The following is a 17262-nucleotide window of genomic DNA, read 5'->3' as shown; positions in this document are numbered from 1 at the left end:
GCGAAGGGCACCCCCCTCTGTCCTGCCGGACATCTCCCCCTCAAGGGGGGAGATCGACTCGCGGATAAGTCTCGCCCATCTCGACATTTGCGAATGAAGTGGTGGTAGCGCCTCCTGCCGATCTCCCCCCTTGAGGGGGAGATGCCCGGCAGGGCAGAGGGGGGTATCCCTCGCCGCTTCACTCAAAACTGACCGGTATGACAGAAGATGCGTGCTGAACCCCAAACTTTACCAATGACAGAAGCTTCCAGCGCCACGCCCATTCTGGAAATGCGCGGCATCAGCCAGATATTCCCCGGCGTCAAAGCGCTGGATGGCGTCGATATCGCGCTGTACCCCGGCAAAGTCACCGCACTGATCGGCGAAAACGGCGCGGGCAAATCCACGCTCGTCAAGATCCTCACCGGCATCTACCGCCCCAACGAAGGCGAAATCCTGCTGGATGGTCAGCCCGTCACGTTTCACGGCGCGCAGGATGCCATCGATGCCGGCGTCACCGCCATTCATCAGGAAACCGTTCTGTTCGACGAGCTTTCCGTCGGCGAAAACATTTTCCTCGGCCATGCGCCGAAAGGCCGCTTCGGCCTCATTGACTGGAAGACCATCAATGCCCGCGCAAGCGTGCTGCTGGAACAGCTCGAGAGCACCATCGATCCATCGATCCGGTTGAAGGACCTTTCGATCGCCCAGCGCCATCTGGTCGCGATCGCGAGAGCGCTGTCCGTCGAGGCGCGCATCGTCATCATGGACGAACCGACCGCCGCCTTGTCACGCAAGGAAATCGACGATCTGTTCCGCATCGTTGAAAACCTCAAGCGGCAGGGCAAGGCGATCCTTTTCATCAGCCACAAGTTCGATGAAGTCTATGAAATCGCCGAAAATTACGCCGTGTTCCGCGATGGCAAGATGGTCGGCACGGGTAATCTTGCAGCTACACCGCAGGACGAAATCGTTCGCCTGATGGTCGGCCGCGACGTGACGAACGCCTTCCCCAAACAGGCTGTCACGCTGGGGCCAACGGTTCTGTCAGTCCGCGATTATTCGCACCAGACGGAGTTCCGAGATATTTCACTCGATCTGCGCAAGGGCGAGATTCTCGGCCTTTATGGGCTGATCGGTGCGGGGCGATCCGAACTCTGCCAGTCGCTGTTCGGCATCACCCGCCCGGCTTCGGGAGAAGTGACGCTGAACGGCCAGCCGCTCACCATCCGCTCGCCTGAAGATGCGATCCGCGCCGGCATCGTTTACGTGCCGGAAGAGCGCGGCCGCCACGGTCTGGCGCTGGACATGCCGATCTACCAAAACATGTCGCTGCCTTCGCTGACACGCACTTCCCGCAAGGGCTTTCTGGCGGCGGCCAACGAATTCGCGCTGGCACGCAAGTATGCGTCCCGTCTCGATCTGCGTGCAGCTGCACTCTCCGTGCCGGTTGGCACGCTGTCAGGCGGCAACCAGCAGAAGGTGGTGATTGGCAAGTGGCTCGCCACCCAGCCCAAGGTCATCATTCTCGACGAACCTACCAAGGGCATCGATATCGGCTCCAAGGCCGCCGTGCACGGCTTCATCAGCGAGCTTGCGGCCGAAGGGCTTTCCATCATCATGATTTCATCCGAACTTCCCGAAATCCTCGGCATGTCCGACCGCGCCATCGTCATGCGCGAAGGCCTGATGGCGGGCCTGTTCGAACGCGCCGATTTTTCTCCGGAAAAGCTGGTGCGCGCCGCCACCGGCAACGCCTGAGAGGGGCAAAACCATGCAACGTTTCCTCAAAAATCGCGAATGGCTGCTGGCAGGCATCATCGTCATCATGATCGCCGGTTTTGCGCTGCGCGCGCCCGGATTCAGCCGGCCGGGTAATCTGGTCAACATCTTTAACGATACCTCGATCCTCATCATTCTGGCGCTCGGCCAGATGGCGGTCATTCTCACCAAATCCATCGATCTTTCGGTGGCCGCCAACCTCGCCTTCACCGGCATGGCGGTGGCGATGACCAATGCCGCCTTTCCCGGTATTCCGCTGCCGCTTCTCATCGCCATGGCGGTCGGCATCGGCGCGTTTCTGGGTTCGATCAACGGCGTGCTGGTCTGGTGGCTCGGCATTCCGCCCATCGTCGTCACGCTCGGCACGCTTACCATCTATCGCGGCATGGCCTTCGTGCTGTCGGGCGGCGGTTGGGTGAACGCGCACCAGTTTTCACCCACCTTCCTCAACGTGCCGCGCACCATGGTTCTCGGCATGCCGGTTCTTTCATGGGTGGCCATCCTCATCATCGCCGGGGCGTGGCTGGTGCTCAGCCGCACTTCCTTCGGCCGTTCGGCCTATGCGTCCGGCGGCAACCCCGGTGCTGCCGTTTATGCGGGCATCGATGTCGGCCGCACGCGCTTTTTCGCCTTCGTTCTCTCAGGCGCGCTGGCCGGTCTCGCCAGCTACCTCTGGGTCTCGCGTTATGCTGTCGCCTATGTGGATATCGCCGCCGGTTTCGAACTGGACAGCGTGGCCGCCAATGTCATCGGCGGCATCTCGATTGCCGGCGGCATCGGCTCGGTGGCCGGCGCCGTGCTTGGCGCGCTGTTCCTCGGCGTCATCAAGAACGCGCTACCGGTCATCGGCATCTCCCCCTTCGCGCAGATGGCGATTTCCGGCGTGGTCATCGTGCTTGCCGTCGTCTTCAACGCCCGCGCCGAAGCTCGAAAAGGCCGCATCATCCTGCGCGACCGGGCAGCAAGCGATCAGGCCAAGGAGGCCGCAGCATGACCTCGCAACCGACACAGACACCGCGCATCATTCCAGACAAGCTCGGCACGCCGCTGCGGCGCGTCTTGGCCAGCTGGGAAGTGCTGCTGCTAGGCGTCGCCATCCTCATCTTCATCGCCAATTCGCTCGCCTCGCCCTATTTCCTCAATGCCTGGAACCTGTCGGACGCGACCTTTAACTTCACCGAAAAGGCGATCATCGCCTTTGCCATAGCGCTTTTGATCATCGCCGGCGAAATCGATCTTTCGGTCGCCGCCATCATCGCACTCGCCTCCACCGCCATGGGCGCTGCGGTGCAGATGGGTGTCGGCACGCCCGGCCTCGTCGCCATCGGCATCGGCACCGGACTTTTGTGCGGGGCTTTCAACGGCTTTCTCGTTGCGGGACTGAAACTGCCGTCCATCGTCGTCACCATCGGCACAATGAGCCTGTTTCGCGGCATCTCCTATATGGTGCTGGGCGATCAGGCCTATGGCAAATATCCGGCGGATTTCGCCTATTTCGGGCAAGGCTACGTCTTCTCCGTCATCTCCTTCGAATTCGTGCTGTTCATCGTCATGGCCGTCCTCTTCGCCATTTTGCTGCACGCCACCAATTTCGGCCGGCAGGTCTATGTCATCGGCACCAATCCCTTTGCCGCCCGCTTCTCCGGCATTCCCGTCGAGCGCGTGAAGTTCATCCTCTTCCTGCTCACCGGCCTGATGAGCGGCATCGCCGCCGTCTGCCTCACCTCGCGGCTCGGCTCCACCCGCCCGTCGATCGCTCAAGGCTGGGAGCTTGAGGTGGTGACCATGGTGGTGCTGGGCGGCGTTTCCATTCTCGGCGGTTCCGGCACCATTGCCGGCGTGGTCATCGCCGCCTTCGTCATGGGCCTCGTCACCTTTGGTCTCGGGCTGCTGAACGTGCCGGGTATCGTCATGTCGATCTTCGTCGGCCTGTTGCTGATCATCACCATCGCCATCCCCATCGTCGTTCGTCGCCTTAGAGCCATGAGAGGCTGAGCCATGCCGGAATTCGAAAAACACGCCTTCAAGATGAAACTCTTTCCCGGTAAACAGGCGGAATATCAAAAACGCCATGACGAAATATGGCCGGAACTGGTGACGCTGCTGCATGAGGCGGGCGTGAGCGATTACTCCATCCATCTCGACCCGGAAACCAACATCCTGTTCGGCGTGCTGACCCGCCCGAAGAACCACGGCATGGCGGCATTGCCCGAACATGCGGTGATGAAAAAATGGTGGGCGCATATGGCCGATATCATGGAAAGTAACCCCGACAATTCGCCCGTCGCAAAAGACCTGGTGCCGGTGTTCCATCTGCCATGAGCGACAGTATCAAGCCCCGCCACATCGCGGTCATCGATATCGGCAAGACCAACGCCAAGGTCGTGGTCATCGACACCGAAAGCGGCGACGAAATTGCCAGCGACAGGCGCTCCAACCCCGTTCTTCGCGACGGCATCTATCCGCATTACGATGTGGAGATGCTGTGGAGCTTCATTCTCGCCGCTCTTCGGCGATTTGGCAAAGAGGTGGGTTTCAACGCCATTTCCATCACCACCCATGGTGCGGCAGCGGCGCTTCTCGATGAGAACGGCGAGCTTGCCATGCCGGTGCTCGATTATGAGCACGCCTATCCCGCTGCTGTTCAGGAGGCCTATCTAGACATACGGCCTGTTTTTACTGAGACCGGCTCGCCGCAGCTTCCCGTCGGCCTGAACCTTGGCGCGCAGATCCATTTCCAGAAAACCGCGTTTCCGCGGGAATTCTCCAGGGTTCACAGCATCGTCACCTATCCGCAATATTGGGCGGGGCGGCTCACCGGCGTTCACGCAACCGAAACGACGTCCCTCGGTTGCCATACGGACCTCTGGAACCCTCGGCGGAAAGCTTTCTCCACGCTGGTCCAGCGTCTCGGCATCGCGCAATTGATGGCGCCGGTGCGTTCCGCTTTCGATGTGCTCGGGCCCATCCGCAAGTCAATGGCGCAGGAAATGGGGCTTTCGCCAGATATTCCGGTCTATTGCGGCATCCATGATTCCAATGCGTCGCTGCTGCCGCATCTCTTGCGCCGGGAGGGCGATTTTTCCGTCGTCTCGACCGGCACATGGGTGGTGAATTTCGCCATAGGCGGCACGGCGGAGGCGCTGGATCCTGCCCGCGATACATTGTTGAATGTCGATGCTTTCGGACGTTCCGTTCCCTCCTCCCGCTTCATGGGCGGCAGGGAATATGAAATGCTGACGCAGCAATTCGGGTCTGCTCAACACGAAGAGATCGAAGCCGCGCTCGGAAAGGTGCTGGCCAAAGGCATGATGCTGTTGCCCAGCGTCGTCAGCGGCTCCGGCCCCTTCCCGGACAAAACGGCTCGCTGGATCGCCGACGACAATGCCACAGTCGCGGAGCGCCACGCGGCGGCAGCACTTTATCTTGCGTTGATGACGGAGTTCAGTCTTTCGCTGATCGGGCGGAAAGGCCCAATACTGGTGGAAGGCCCCTTTGCCAGCAATGCACTTTATCTCAAGGCGTTGGCCGGTTTTACCGATACGGAGGTGATAGCCGTCGGCGGCTCCACCGGCACCAGCGCAGGCGCCGCACTCCTTACCGGCATCAAACCACTTGCCGGCCGGGAGCGTCATTTCACTCCTGATACCATTGCCGGGCTTCATCCCTACCGCACCGACTGGCTCGCGCATCTGGCTTGACGCAACACCCGCAAAACACGAAATGCGGCCTCATAGGGGGCCGCATTCCATTTCGCCTGAAGATCAACCCTTGATGAAGGCCAGAAGATCGGCGTTCAGCACATCGGCATTGACGGTCAGCATGCCGTGCGAGAAGCCGGGATAGGTCTTCAGCGTGCCGTTTTTCAGCAGCTTCACCGATTTCAGTGCGGAGTCGGCAATCGGCACGATCTGGTCGTCTTCACCATGCAGCACCAGCGTCGGAACGCTGATCGCCTTCAGGTCTTCGGTCTGGTCGGTTTCAGAAAAAGCCTTGATACCGTCATAATGGGCTTTCGCGCCACCCATCATGCCCTGCCGCCACCAGTTCTGGATCACGCCTTCCTGAGCGGTCGCCCCGTCACGATTGAAACCGTAGAACGGGCCGGACGGCACATCGCGGAAGAACTGCGCGCGGTTTGCGGCCAGCGCCGAGCGGAAGCCGTCAAAAACCTCTATCGGCAGGCCTTCGGGGTTGGCCGCCGTCTTGAGCATCAGCGGCGGCACGGCGGAAACGAGCACGGCCTTGGCGACGCGGCCTGAGGGTTCGCCATGTTTGGCGACATAACGGGCAACTTCACCGCCGCCGGTGGAATGGCCGATATGCACGGCATTTTTCAGATCGAGCGCCTCGACGACGGCAAAGGCGTCGGCGGCGTAATGATCCATGTCATGACCTTCAGCAACCTGGGCAGACCGGCCATGGCCACGGCGGTCATGGGCGACGACGCGAAAACCCTTGGCGAGGAAGAACAGCATCTGCGCATCCCAGTCATCGGAAGAGAGCGGCCAGCCGTGATGGAAGACGATGGGCTGGGCATCCTTCTGGCCCCAGTCCTTGTAGAAGATTTCGGTGCCGTCCGTCGTTGTCACAAAGCCCATGATCGTTTCTCCTTCGGTTGCGTTGGCATCTTCCGATACGCTGTCAGTTGTGCGCCGGTTTGATGGAGGGATGATGACGCAGGACAACGGTTGCGACAATTGCAACAATAGTTGGCATTGAATTGCTGTTAGTGAAATTATCTTTTCGATCCGCGTGGATGCACACGCATCGAACCGCTCCGCGCCCTCACTATGGAGTGAGAACGAGAGGATAGGCACACGGTTCCGTGAATTCAATCACCTGCTGGGCGACTGTTATCTTCAATCCACGTCGGGATCGTATTCCCTCGGGCTGTCATCCCTGGAGAACAACACGCAGGGTCCGCGGGAACCGCGCGGATCATAGGCATAACCCTTGGCCGTCAGCGCCTGCATGATATCACGGACCCCGGCGAGGCCATAAAGATGGTCGTGCAACTCGACGAATATGCGCTCCACACCGGTCAGATCGGCCCTACCGAGCAGGTCGCGCTCGGCGCCTTCGATATCCATCACGAGGGCGGTAATGCCGTGGCTGGCAATAAACGCGTCGATATTTTCGGAGGAGATTTCGATGCGCTGTTCATAAGGCCCCTGATTTTCGTCCATGGAGGACATCCAGAGATCCTTGCGGACGTAGAAAGGATAGATGCTCGGCGCATCGGCGGTGAGAAGCCCCTGTGAAAACACGACATTGCCGCGGCAATTGGCCTCGAGTACCCGTTCTGCCAGCGCCGCCGTCGAAGGATTGGCTTCGAAAGCCCACACCGAAACATCGTCTATGCCGGCGATGATGGAGGTGATGATACCGATGCCGGACCCCAGTTCCAGCACGCGGTCGCCGGGTTTGATAGCTTTCAGGACGCTGCGGGCCTCCTTGGCCTCATAGCTGCCGTCGGTCAGCGCCTGCCAGATGACGGGTGACACCTCATCGGAAGAAAGAGGCAGGGCAACTCCATGCACGTCCAGTATTTCCATGTCTCAAGCCTTTTCGCAAAACCCGGTCGTTTTCACCAGAACGATCCCGTATCGACCGGGAATGCTCTACAGCATCGGTGCAGCAACCGGTATCGGTTTTAGCAGGAACCGATGCATCCGGTTAAAATTTCGATACGCTTGCGATGACACAAAAACGGGGATTTCAGACGGAACTCCAGAACACCAGTTCCTTGGCCGGCAACGGCCTGCTGATCAGATAACCCTGCACCTGATCGCACCCCAGACGTCTGACGCATTCATATTGCTCTTCCGTCTCGATGCCTTCGGCAATCGTGGTCATCCGCAGACTACGCCCCACCCCGACCACAAATTCGACGATCGCCAGCGCGTCACGGTCGCTGGTAATATCGCGCAGGAAGGACCGGTCGATCTTGATCTTGTCGAAGGGTACGCCGCGCAAATTCGCGAGCGAGGAATAACCTGTACCAAAATCATCCATGGCGATCTTGATGCCGACATCCTTCAGCCGGGTCAGCGTATTGATCGTCTGGTCGCTCTTGTTCAACAGGATCGATTCGGTGATCTCAAGCTCAAGCCGGCTCGGCTCCAGCCCGCTTTTTTCAAGAGCACCCATGACGTTCTGGATGAGGTTGGTGCTGTGAAACTGAACCGGTGACAGATTGACCGCCACTTTCATGTCCTCGTCCCAGCCCATCGCCTCACGGCAGGCGGTCTCCATCACCCATTTTCCGAGCGAATGGATAAGTCCGGTTCGTTCCGCAACGGGAATGAACACGCTGGGCGGTACATCCCCCCGCACGGGATGCTTCCAGCGCAGAAGTGCCTCGAAGCCGCAGAGCTTGCGTGTCTGCGTCGCCACCTGCGGCTGGTAATAGACTTCCATCTCATCATTCTGCAGCGCCGTCTGCAGATCGGCCTCGAAGGATTTCTTTTCGGTCAGCTGCTTCTGCATACGGACCTTGAAAACACTCGCCCGGCCCGGGCCGATGGCCTTTGCCTCATAAAGAGCCAGATCCGCGCGCTTGAACAATTCGTCCGCATCGACTGTGCCATGCGATATGGCGATGCCGATGCAGGTGCCGATTTTGACTTCCTGCTCGCCAAGCTGGTAGGTGCGGCTGATCTGGTCGATGAGCTTGGAGGCAAGGCGGCGGGCGGTATCCTCGTTAAGGTCATCGGACACCACGGCGAATTCGTCGCCGCCCAGCCGGCACACCATGTCGTAATCGCCGCTAATGCCGGAAAGACGCTGCGCCACGGCCTGAAGCAGCGCATCGCCCGCATCGTGACCAAGCGTATCGTTGACGTCCTTGAAACCATCGAGATCAAGCAGAAGGATCGCCGTCGTTCCTGTCCCGCCGAAGGATCGGCGCAACCTCTCGATCAATTCCTGGCGGAACAATGCCCGGTTGGGCAACCCCGTCAGCGCGTCGTGATAAGCGTCATGTTCCAGCCGGACATTCTTCGCCTGCAACTCCAGCGTGGCGGCGCGCAGGTCGTCCGTCAGGCCGCGCATGCTTTTCTGCGCCCGGTTCAGCAGGTCGTTCTGGCGAAGCAGCAATATGACAAGCGCGATGCCGCACAGAATGAGGCCACCCGCCAGCGCGGTATAGACGATGTGCAGCTTGCGCACATCCTCATGGGCCGTATCGATGAGATTGACATCATAAGCCACTGATGACGAGGCCAATGTCGTCATCGGCGCATCGAGCGCGCTCATGGACGAGAGCAGATCCGGAACATCAGCCGGCGTCAGCTGGTTCATCTGCTGCTCCAGACGGGCCAAAACAGCGTCGAGGCGGGTTACGAGATCCCGCCACTGTTGTTTTTCATTGATGAAAGCCCCCAGATTGCCCTGTTTCAAAAGCTCCAGGCGGCTCAGCATTATGTCCAGACGTAGCTGCAGTTCGTCCCGGTCGAGCTTGCCCGGGCTTAGCGCGAATATGGCCAGCTTGTTCTGCAGGCGAAGATATTCCGCCACGGTCTGGCTGACAGCCCACGAATCGTTATAGCGGGCGAACTTTTGCAGAGCGGTTTGCCGCTCGGCAATGACGAAAGCGATATAGCCCGTTGCCAGGACGAAGCAACAGATGATCACCGCCACAAGTTTTCGCAAACGGCACCTTTATTCCACTATCAATTTGGCGACTTGCCAGGCGGACCGCGAATAATAGGTCTGCTTCTGCAATTCCGGGTCGCTGTCATAGGGGTAGATGACGAACAACGGACCCTTTTCTCGAACTGTCATGTAGTTGCCATCCAGTTTGATCGCCAGAATAACGTTAAATTTCTTAAAATCCTCAACCGGTATCGTGCTGACATAATCATTGAGAGCGACCGCCGTGATGCTGGTGCCCGTCGCGCCGACGACGTCCATCAATTTTGCCAGCGAAACACCATCGAAACGGACGCGGCCATCATGCCATGGCGTCGTCGTCTCCACCGTCACCATGCCAAGCGCCTCCAGCATGTCGCGATCGAACTGCGCAGCACCATCGGCATTCGTATTGGTGATCTTTCCGGATATGGTTAATATCGGCTTGCCTTGCGGTTTGGCAATCGTTCCGGCTTCGGCACAGGAAAGCCACACGAGCGACAAGAACGCACTAAGAAGTACCCGGGCGAAACTCATACTTTTTCTCCATCGATAACGTTCACGTCGAAGGTTTTCGCCAACCGCTGATGGTCAAGGGAACCGACGTAAGCACTATATATCAGGAACGGATGTTATATCCTCACTGAGATTTTATCCGTATTTTCTCTAGGTTTTGAGTAAACCCTTTGGATAATTTTTCCGTCTTATTTGTACTTTTTTACGTTTCGCGCTCTGTTATGACGCAGGCGAACCTCACTTACGCCGTCTCATCAAATTCGTCCGGCGCGACGAAGGCCAAATTGTGGCGGGAGCTTTCCTGCTCACATGGAGAAACATGTGATTCGCGCGAGCCGGAGGTTGTGGCCGGAAATCCGGCATCGGCGTGCAGGCTAAACCGAAATGACAAAAGACAAGTTCCACGTCACAGAAAAATCATCGCCTTTGCCGGAGCCGACGGTTGAAACATACCGCGTGGAACTTAATATAAAGACTGTCGTTTCCGTTTCCGGCAATTCCAGAATCCCCCGCCGGAAATGTCCAGGCACAAGTTCCGCGCAGCGAAAGCCGCGATGCCGGATATCGTCCGGCCAGGAAAATTCTGTTCACGTCTCCGGGTCGGACGGCATCCGCCGTATCGGCCGCATCATGAAGGTAGCCCCTATGCACACCTATCCCGACATCAAACTTCTCATTGATGGCGAATGGCGAGACGCCGTTTCCGGCAAGACGATCGCCGTGTCCGATCCGGCAACCGACGAGATCATCGGCGCGATCGCCCACGCCGAGAAGGAAGACCTCGATCTCGCACTTGCCGCCGCTGACCGTGGCTTCAAGGTGTGGCGCGACACTTCGCCCTTCGAGCGTTCGAAGATCATGCGCCGGGCGGCCGATATCCTGCGCGAGCGCAAGGACAGGATCGCCTATATGATGACCCGCGAGCAGGGCAAACCGCTGGCGCAATCGGGCACCGAAATCATGGGGGCCGCCGATACCATCGACTGGTTCGCCGAAGAAGCACGCCGCACCTATGGTCAGGTTATCCCGGCGCGCGCGGCCGGCGTTTCGCAGCTTGCCATCAAGCTGCCGGTCGGTCCCGTTGCGGCGTTTACGCCGTGGAACTTCCCGATCAACCAGATCGTCCGCAAGCTTTCCGCAGCGCTCGCCACCGGCTGCTCTATCATCGTCAAGGCGCCGGAAGAAACCCCGGCATCGCCGGCAGAACTCATCCGCGCCTTCGTGGATGCCGGCGTGCCGGCGGGCGTCATCGGCCTCGTTTACGGCGTTCCATCAGAGATTTCGGAATATCTGATCCCGCATCCGATCATCCGCAAGATTTCCTTCACCGGCTCCACACCGATCGGCAAGCACCTCGCGGCTTTGGCCGGCAAGCACATGAAGCGCGCCACGATGGAACTCGGCGGCCATGCGCCGGTGATGATCTTTAACGACGCCGATATTGAAAAAGCGATCGAGGTGACTTCGCTTTCGAAGTTTCGCAATGCCGGACAAGTCTGCGTCGCTCCCACCCGCTTCCTCGTGCAGGACGGCGTGGCCGACCGTTTCCTTGAAGGTTTCGTGGAGGCCACGAAGGCCATCAAGGTCGGCAACGGGCTGGAAGACGGTGTCATCATGGGTCCGCTCGCCAATGAGCGGCGTATTCCCGCACTGGAAGGGCTCATCAGCGACGCGGTTTCCCATGGCGGCGAATTGAAGACCGGCGGCCGCCGCATCGGCAACAAGGGCAATTTCTTCGAGCCGACGGTTCTGGCCAACGTGCCAACCACCGCCAAAATCATGAATGACGAGCCCTTCGGCCCGGTCGCAATCATCAACCGTTTCTCGAGCTTCGACGATGCGGTTGCAGAAGCGAACCGCCTGCCCTTCGGTCTTGCATCTTACGCCTTCACCGGCTCGGTCAAGACGGCACATGCGCTCGGCCATCAGGTCGAGGCCGGCATGCTGACCATCAACCATAACGGCCTTGCACTTCCCGAAGTCCCCTTCGGCGGCATCAAGGATTCCGGTTACGGCACGGAAGGCGGCTCGGAAGCCGTTCAGGCCTATCTGGAGACCCGCTTCATCAGCCAGATGAGCTGATTTGTACGAAAATCTCTTCTCCCCGCCGGGGAGAAGATGCCCCGAAGGGGTAGATGAGGGGGCAAGCTCTCCGAATAACTCTGGCCCTGCCCCCTCATCCCGCTGCCGCGACCTTCTCCCCGGCGGGGAGAAGAAGCGAGCCTTACCCACCCAGTCAGCCAGCACTCTCTGAAAGTTGCTCAGCCGTAGCTTGCCTCCGGCCTCATCATGCCCTAAAAGAACAAAAAGTGAACTTTGAGGGCGATATGAGCGACACGGCGGCACCGGCATTGAAGGAAATCTTCAACCGCGAAAAACTGCGGCATATCGCCGATCAGACCAAGGCCGTTCACGCGCCGTTCGACGTTTCCGCCTTCATGGCGCTTGCCACCACAAATCTCGATGCTCTCGGGATCATGCAACGCATGCGACAGGTGGCGACCAGCCTGCATGCCACGTTGCCCGGCGACTATGCCCGTAATATCGAAATCCTGACCGCTGCAGCCCCCGGCATCGGCAATGGTTTTGCATCCATTTCGCTGCCGGAATATGTGGCGCTTTATGGTCTCGATGATTTCGATATTTCCATGCGGGCATTGTCCTATTTCACCGGCTTCGGCTCCTCGGAATTCGCCATTCGTCATTTTTTGCAAAAGGATATTGCCCGTACCCTTGCCGTGATGGAAACATGGTCGCGGCACGAAAACGAGCATGTACGACGTCTGGCAAGCGAGGGCTGCCGGCCGCGCCTGCCCTGGTCTTTCCAGCTCAAACCGCTGATCGACGACCCATCGCCGGTGACCGCGATCCTCGACGCCATGAAAGCCGATGAGGCGCTTTACGTCCGCAAATCCGTCGCCAACCACCTGAACGACATCACCAAGGACAATCCCGCCTTCGTGCTGGCGCTGATCGATACATGGCCAAAGGATAATCCGCATACGCGCTGGATCATGCGGCAGGCATTGCGCACGTTGATCAAGAAGGGTGACGCCGCCGCACTCTCCCATCTCGGCGCGCATGAGGAAGCGCAGATCGCGCTTGCCGCGTTTCAGGTCTCACCGGAGAAGGTTGTTCTCGGCAATCCGGTGCGGATTTCAGCCTCTTTCACCTCCGCGGCAAAGAGCCCGCAGAAGCTGGTGATCGATTACGCCGTGCATTACGTCAAGAAGAGCGGCGATGCCTCCGCGAAAGTCTTCAAATGGAAGGAGATCGAGCTTCAGCCGGGGGAAAGCTGCGCGCTGTCGATCAGCCGCGCCATGCGCGATTTCACCACCCGCAAGCACTATGCGGGTGTTCACAGGGTTGATCTCATGATCAATGGCAGATTGGCGGCCGAGGCCTCTTTCGAGCTTCTGATCTAAAGGCGGCGAGCGCCGCTTAAGCCGCCGGGAAAATCTTTGCCCGGCGGATAATGACTGAGCCACGGTCACCGGCGGCGACGTCATTTTCCGGCGGCACGTCGAATTCCAGGAGATCACCGCCATCGGTGCTGGCGATAACCCGCCGCTCACCCGCCCGGTCAAGAACCCGCGCCACCGAGGCCGGAATGCCTTCATGCAGGTCTTCCCACTCCAGATCGGAAGGACGGGCATAAATCTCGACGGCACCGTCTCCCTGAGTGTAGGAGAAGGGCAGCTCGTTGTCGCCGACATAGACCTTGCCGCCGCGCGCCACACCGGAGACCCGGTTGGCATCGCCGAGAAAGCGCATGACAAAAGCACTGTTTGGTTGGCGGCAGACCTCTTTTGGTGTGCCCTGTTGCACGATCTCACCCTGATTGAGGATCACCACGCGGTCAGCGAGATCGAGCGCCTCTTCCTGATCATGCGTCACGAAAATCGTGGTGATACCGAGAGCATCGTGAATTTCGCGCAGCCAGCGACGCAAATCGCGGCGCACATTGGCGTCCAGCGCGCCAAAAGGCTCATCCAGCAAAAGCACCTTGGGATCGACCGAAAGGGCGCGCGCCAGCGCCACGCGCTGCCGTTGCCCGCCGGATATCTGCGCCGGAAAACGATCCCCCAGACCATCGAGTTTGACGAGGTTCAGAAGTTCTTCGACGCGCGCGTCGATCGCTGGTTTGTCACGCTTGACCTTCGAGACCTTCAAGCCGAAGGCGATGTTTTCGTGCAGCGTCATATGCGGAAAAAGCGCGTAGTGCTGGAACACGAAACCGACGCCGCGATCACGCACCGGAATATTGGTGGCGTCCTCGTCTCCGAACAGGATGCGGCCGCCATCGCTATATTCGAGACCGGCAACCATGCGCAAAATCGTCGTCTTGCCGGAGCCGGAAGGGCCGAGCAGCGCCAGAAGCTCGCCGCTTTCGATATCCAGCGAGACGTCGCGAACGGCGCGGAAGGTATCGAAGGTCTTCACCACGTTTTCGAGGCGGATTTTCATGGGAATCAGGTCTCCGTGGCGATGGCGGCATCGCCGTTGGTCTTTTTGGCTCCGCGTCCCGCACCGCGCCGTTCCAGCGCCACCTTGGCGATGATGGTGACGACGGCAAGCAAAGCGAGGATCGAGGCCGAGGCGAAAGCGCCGGCCGTCTGGTAATCGTGGTAGAGCAGTTCGATATGCAGCGGCAGCGTGTTGGTCTGGCCGCGAATATTGCCTGACACGACTGATACCGCGCCAAACTCACCCATCACACGGGCGTTGCACAGCACCACACCGTAAAGCAGCGCCCATTTGATATTCGGCAGCGTCACCGAAAAGAAGGTGCGCCAGCCGGATGCGCCCAGCGAGGTCGCCGCCTCTTCCAGATCACGGCCCTGCGCCTGCATCAAGGGAATGAGTTCACGCGCTACGAAAGGTGCCGTGACGAACATCGAGGCGATGACGATGCCGGGCAGCGCGAAGAGGATTTTGATATCATGCGCATCGAGGAACGGCCCAAACAGCCCCTGCAATCCGTAAACGAAGAGATAGGCGACACCGGCGACAATCGGCGAGATGGAGAAGGGTATCTCGATCAGCACCAGCAGGAAACGCCGGCCAGGAAAGTCGAATTTTGTGATCGCCCAGGCAGCCGCAACGCCGAAGGCCGTGTTGATGGGCACCGCGATCAGCGCCGTAATCACCGTCAGCATGATGGCGTGGCGGGTATCGGGATGGGCGATGGTGGCGGAATAAACCTTCCAGCCCTGCGAAAAAGCTTCGACGCCGATGATGATCAGCGGTGCGACAACCAGCAAAGCGCCGATGACCAGCACGAAGGCGATGAGGCTGCGACGAACCCAGTTTGCATCTCCGACGCGCGGTGGCTTGCGGTGTTGGGAAAAGGCGCTCATCTCCTAGCTCCTCACCGTATAACGCAGCGCGCGCGTCTGCAGGTAATTGGTCACGGCCAGCATGATGAAAGCGGTGATGAGCAGCACGGAGGCGATGGCGGCTGCAGCCTGGTAGTCATATTCCTCCAGCCGGATGAAGACCAGCAATGCCGTGATCTCAGTAGAGAACGGCTGGTTTCCGGCAATGAAGATGATCGCCCCGAATTCGCCAAGGCTGCGGGCGAAGGAAAGCGACAGACCGGCCAGAAGAGCGGGCGTCAAAAGCGGCAGAATGACCTTACGGAAAATTTCCAGATCCGAACCACCGAGCGATTGCGCCGCTTCCTCCAGCGCCGGATCGAGGTCTTCCAGCACCGGCTGCACGGTGCGCACGATAAACGGCAGGCTGGTAAAGGCCATCGCCACCATGATGCCAACAGGCGTATAGGCCACCTTGATGCCGAGCGGCGCCAGCAGCGAACCGAACCAGCCATTGCCCGCAAACAGCGTCGTCAAGGCAATGCCGGCAACGGCAGTGGGAAGCGCAAAAGGCAAATCGACAATGGCATCAACGAGACGCCAGCCGGGAAAGCGGTATCGCGTCAGCACCCAGGCGAGCGCCAGTCCGAAAATGACATTGAACAGCGTGGCGGCCAGCGCGCAGAGCACGGTGACGCGATAACTGGCAACGGCGCGCGGCGAGGAGATAATCGCCCAATATTCGGCCGGCCCCAGGCTTGCCGCCTTGAACACCAGCGCCGAGAGCGGCAGAAGCACGATGATGGCAACGTAAGTCAGGGTAACGCCAAGGGACAATTTCAGCCCCGGCAGAACATTCCGCTTCAAACCCCCGCCCCCATTTCATCATGAAGCGACCCGGCAGTGTCCCGCCGGGTCGTTTTCAAGTTTTGTTTCGCTGTGATTAGCGGCTGCCGTAAAGCGTATCAAGCGTCGCGCCGGATGCAAAATGCTCTTTCTGGATTTTATTCCAGCCGCCGAAGACGTCATTGACGTTGACGAGGCGAATGGCCGGAAAGTCACCCTTGAATTCGCCGACGACTTTTTCATCATGCACGCGGTGACCGAACTGCGCCGCGATGCGCTGGCCTTCTTCCGTATAGAGGAAATCAAGGTAGCTCTTGGCCAGTTCACGCGAACCGCGCTTGTCGACCACCTTGTCCACAACCGCCACCGGGAATTCGGCCAGCAGGCTGACGGAAGGCACGACGCCCTCAACCTTGTCCTTGCCATATTGCTTGGCAATGCCACGGGTCTCAGCCTCGAAGGTGATCAGCACGTCGCCGATTTCACGCTCCACGAAAGTGGTGGTGGCAGCACGCCCTCCGGTGTCGAAAACCGGCGTGTTGTCGAAGATTTTCTTGACGAATTCCTGAACCTTCTTCTCGTCACCGTTGAACTTCTCCTTGGCGTAAGCCGTGGCGGCGAGGTAGGTGTAACGGGCGTTACCCGAGGTTTTCGGATTGGGGAAAACGACCTTCACGTCGTCGCGGGCAAGGTCGTCCCAATCCTTGATGCCCTTGGGATTACCGGCCCGCACGAGGAAGGACGGGAAGGAATAGAACGGTGAAGCGTCATTCGGGAAATCCTTCTGCCAGTCGGCGGAGACAAAACCCTGCTTCACCAGAAAATCGACATCGGTCACCTGATTGAAGGTAACGACATCGGCTTCCAGACCCTCAACGATGGCGCGCGCCTGCTTGGAGGTGCCGGCATGCGACTGATCGACAGTGATGCCCGGATGCTGCTTGATGAACGCCTCGTTCTCGGCCGCAAAAACTTCACGGGCGACATCGTAAGATGCGTTGAGAATAGTGGTCGGAGACTGCGCCTGCGCCGCACCTGCAAAAAGGGCGGCAATGGCAGTGCCGATAATGAGAAGACGTTTCATGAATACCCCCGGAAAATCGAATGGTCCTCAACATAGAGGGCGGAAGCAACTGCGGCGAGAAACAGTCGTGCTTTACGGGGTCATGAATTGGAAATTTCACCC

The 17262-nt window shown here is 59.2% G+C and carries 15 protein-coding genes; 7 read left to right on the top strand and 8 right to left on the bottom strand.

All coding sequences use genetic code 11. The annotated features are described in order from the left end of the window. The first annotated feature begins 207 nt into the window (after positions 1-207). From DXT96_RS10440 to DXT96_RS10420, 5 genes are read left to right on the top strand one after another with little or no spacing between them, the layout of a single operon-like run. On the top strand, positions 208-1740 hold the full coding sequence (locus DXT96_RS10440; protein ID WP_153514565.1) for a sugar ABC transporter ATP-binding protein: 1533 nt from the start codon (positions 208-210) through the stop codon (positions 1738-1740). 13 nt (positions 1741-1753) lie between these two features. Further along, complete coding sequence (locus tag DXT96_RS10435; RefSeq protein ID WP_153514563.1) at positions 1754-2755, top strand: ABC transporter permease; 1002 nt, start codon at positions 1754-1756, stop codon at positions 2753-2755. Then, positions 2752-3756, top strand: a complete 1005-nt coding sequence (locus tag DXT96_RS10430; protein ID WP_153514561.1) for an ABC transporter permease — start codon at positions 2752-2754, stop codon at positions 3754-3756. Before DXT96_RS10435 ends, DXT96_RS10430 begins: the two co-directional genes overlap by 4 nt. Positions 3757-3759: 3 nt before the next feature. Next, positions 3760-4083 (top strand): L-rhamnose mutarotase, encoded by a 324-nt coding sequence (gene rhaM / locus DXT96_RS10425; RefSeq protein WP_153514559.1) that lies wholly within the window; start codon positions 3760-3762, stop codon positions 4081-4083. Then, a complete protein-coding gene (locus tag DXT96_RS10420; protein WP_153514557.1) occupies positions 4080-5462 on the top strand; it encodes an FGGY-family carbohydrate kinase in 1383 nt (460 codons plus the stop codon). The genes rhaM and DXT96_RS10420 overlap by 4 nt, the downstream gene beginning before the upstream one ends. A 63-nt stretch (positions 5463-5525) precedes the next feature. Here DXT96_RS10420 and DXT96_RS10415 read toward each other — a convergent pair whose 3' ends face one another. From DXT96_RS10415 to DXT96_RS10400, 4 genes are all read right to left on the bottom strand, one after another. After that, the gene (locus tag DXT96_RS10415) at positions 5526-6362 is read right to left on the bottom strand and encodes an alpha/beta fold hydrolase (RefSeq protein WP_153514556.1); all 837 of its coding nucleotides are present in this window, start codon (positions 6360-6362) and stop codon (positions 5526-5528) included. Positions 6363-6623: 261 nt separating this feature from the next. Continuing rightward, positions 6624-7319 carry an FkbM family methyltransferase gene (locus DXT96_RS10410; RefSeq protein ID WP_153514555.1) on the bottom strand — a complete coding sequence of 232 codons (696 nt, stop codon included), beginning with the start codon at positions 7317-7319 and terminating at the stop codon, positions 6624-6626. 163 nt (positions 7320-7482) lie between these two features. Further along, positions 7483-9405 (bottom strand): EAL domain-containing protein, encoded by a 1923-nt coding sequence (locus DXT96_RS10405; protein WP_309574338.1) that lies wholly within the window; start codon positions 9403-9405, stop codon positions 7483-7485. Between the two features lie 21 nt (positions 9406-9426). Then, entirely contained in the window at positions 9427-9933 is a 507-nt protein-coding gene (locus tag DXT96_RS10400; RefSeq protein ID WP_149899356.1) for an oxidoreductase, read from the bottom strand. A 624-nt stretch (positions 9934-10557) separates the two neighbouring features. Here DXT96_RS10400 and DXT96_RS10395 point away from each other — a divergent pair. Then, a complete protein-coding gene (locus tag DXT96_RS10395) occupies positions 10558-11994 on the top strand; it encodes an NAD-dependent succinate-semialdehyde dehydrogenase (protein WP_153514553.1) in 1437 nt (478 codons plus the stop codon). Positions 11995-12239: 245 nt separating this feature from the next. Then, on the top strand, positions 12240-13337 hold the full coding sequence (locus DXT96_RS10390; RefSeq protein WP_153514551.1) for a DNA alkylation repair protein: 1098 nt from the start codon (positions 12240-12242) through the stop codon (positions 13335-13337). Between the two features lie 16 nt (positions 13338-13353). Here the strand turns inward: DXT96_RS10390 and DXT96_RS10385 are convergent, their stop codons facing one another. The 4 genes from DXT96_RS10385 to cysP all read right to left on the bottom strand — a co-directional run bounded on the left by DXT96_RS10385 (position 13354) and on the right by cysP (position 17160). Then, on the bottom strand, positions 13354-14379 hold the full coding sequence (locus tag DXT96_RS10385) for a sulfate/molybdate ABC transporter ATP-binding protein (protein WP_149899359.1): 1026 nt from the start codon (positions 14377-14379) through the stop codon (positions 13354-13356). A gap of 5 nt (positions 14380-14384) precedes the next feature. Further along, positions 14385-15272 (bottom strand): sulfate ABC transporter permease subunit CysW, encoded by an 888-nt coding sequence (gene cysW / locus DXT96_RS10380; RefSeq protein ID WP_153514549.1) that lies wholly within the window; start codon positions 15270-15272, stop codon positions 14385-14387. Between the two features lie 3 nt (positions 15273-15275). Further along, positions 15276-16097: a sulfate ABC transporter permease subunit CysT gene (gene cysT, locus DXT96_RS10375; RefSeq protein ID WP_149899361.1), complete on the bottom strand. Its 822-nt coding sequence runs from the start codon at positions 16095-16097 to the stop codon at positions 15276-15278. A 76-nt stretch (positions 16098-16173) separates the two neighbouring features. Further along, the gene (cysP, locus tag DXT96_RS10370; RefSeq protein WP_153514547.1) at positions 16174-17160 is read right to left on the bottom strand and encodes a thiosulfate ABC transporter substrate-binding protein CysP; all 987 of its coding nucleotides are present in this window, start codon (positions 17158-17160) and stop codon (positions 16174-16176) included. Between the last annotated feature and the right edge of the window lie 102 nt (positions 17161-17262).

Source organism: Agrobacterium sp. ICMP 6402 (assembly GCF_009498615.1).
GTDB lineage: Bacteria > Pseudomonadota > Alphaproteobacteria > Rhizobiales > Rhizobiaceae > Agrobacterium > Agrobacterium burrii.
This window is presented reverse-complemented; position numbering and strand designations above follow the sequence as displayed.

Bases quoted from the DNA above. Each gene is read 5' to 3' on its own strand.
- DXT96_RS10415 (WP_153514556.1), bottom strand. From the start codon at position 6,362: ATGGGCTTTGTGACAACGACGGACGGCACCGAAATCTTCTACAAGGAC.
- cysP (WP_153514547.1), bottom strand. From the start codon at position 17,160: ATGAAACGTCTTCTCATTATCGGCACTGCCATTGCCGCCCTTTTTGCA.
- DXT96_RS10400 (WP_149899356.1), bottom strand. From the start codon at position 9,933: ATGAGTTTCGCCCGGGTACTTCTTAGTGCGTTCTTGTCGCTCGTGTGG.
- DXT96_RS10410 (WP_153514555.1), bottom strand. From the start codon at position 7,319: ATGGAAATACTGGACGTGCATGGAGTTGCCCTGCCTCTTTCTTCCGAT.
- rhaM (WP_153514559.1), top strand. From the start codon at position 3,760: ATGCCGGAATTCGAAAAACACGCCTTCAAGATGAAACTCTTTCCCGGT.
- DXT96_RS10440 (WP_153514565.1), top strand. From the start codon at position 208: ATGCGTGCTGAACCCCAAACTTTACCAATGACAGAAGCTTCCAGCGCC.
- cysW (WP_153514549.1), bottom strand. From the start codon at position 15,272: ATGAGCGCCTTTTCCCAACACCGCAAGCCACCGCGCGTCGGAGATGCA.
- DXT96_RS10390 (WP_153514551.1), top strand. From the start codon at position 12,240: ATGAGCGACACGGCGGCACCGGCATTGAAGGAAATCTTCAACCGCGAA.
- DXT96_RS10435 (WP_153514563.1), top strand. From the start codon at position 1,754: ATGCAACGTTTCCTCAAAAATCGCGAATGGCTGCTGGCAGGCATCATC.
- DXT96_RS10385 (WP_149899359.1), bottom strand. From the start codon at position 14,379: ATGAAAATCCGCCTCGAAAACGTGGTGAAGACCTTCGATACCTTCCGC.
- DXT96_RS10430 (WP_153514561.1), top strand. From the start codon at position 2,752: ATGACCTCGCAACCGACACAGACACCGCGCATCATTCCAGACAAGCTC.
- DXT96_RS10395 (WP_153514553.1), top strand. From the start codon at position 10,558: ATGCACACCTATCCCGACATCAAACTTCTCATTGATGGCGAATGGCGA.
- DXT96_RS10420 (WP_153514557.1), top strand. From the start codon at position 4,080: ATGAGCGACAGTATCAAGCCCCGCCACATCGCGGTCATCGATATCGGC.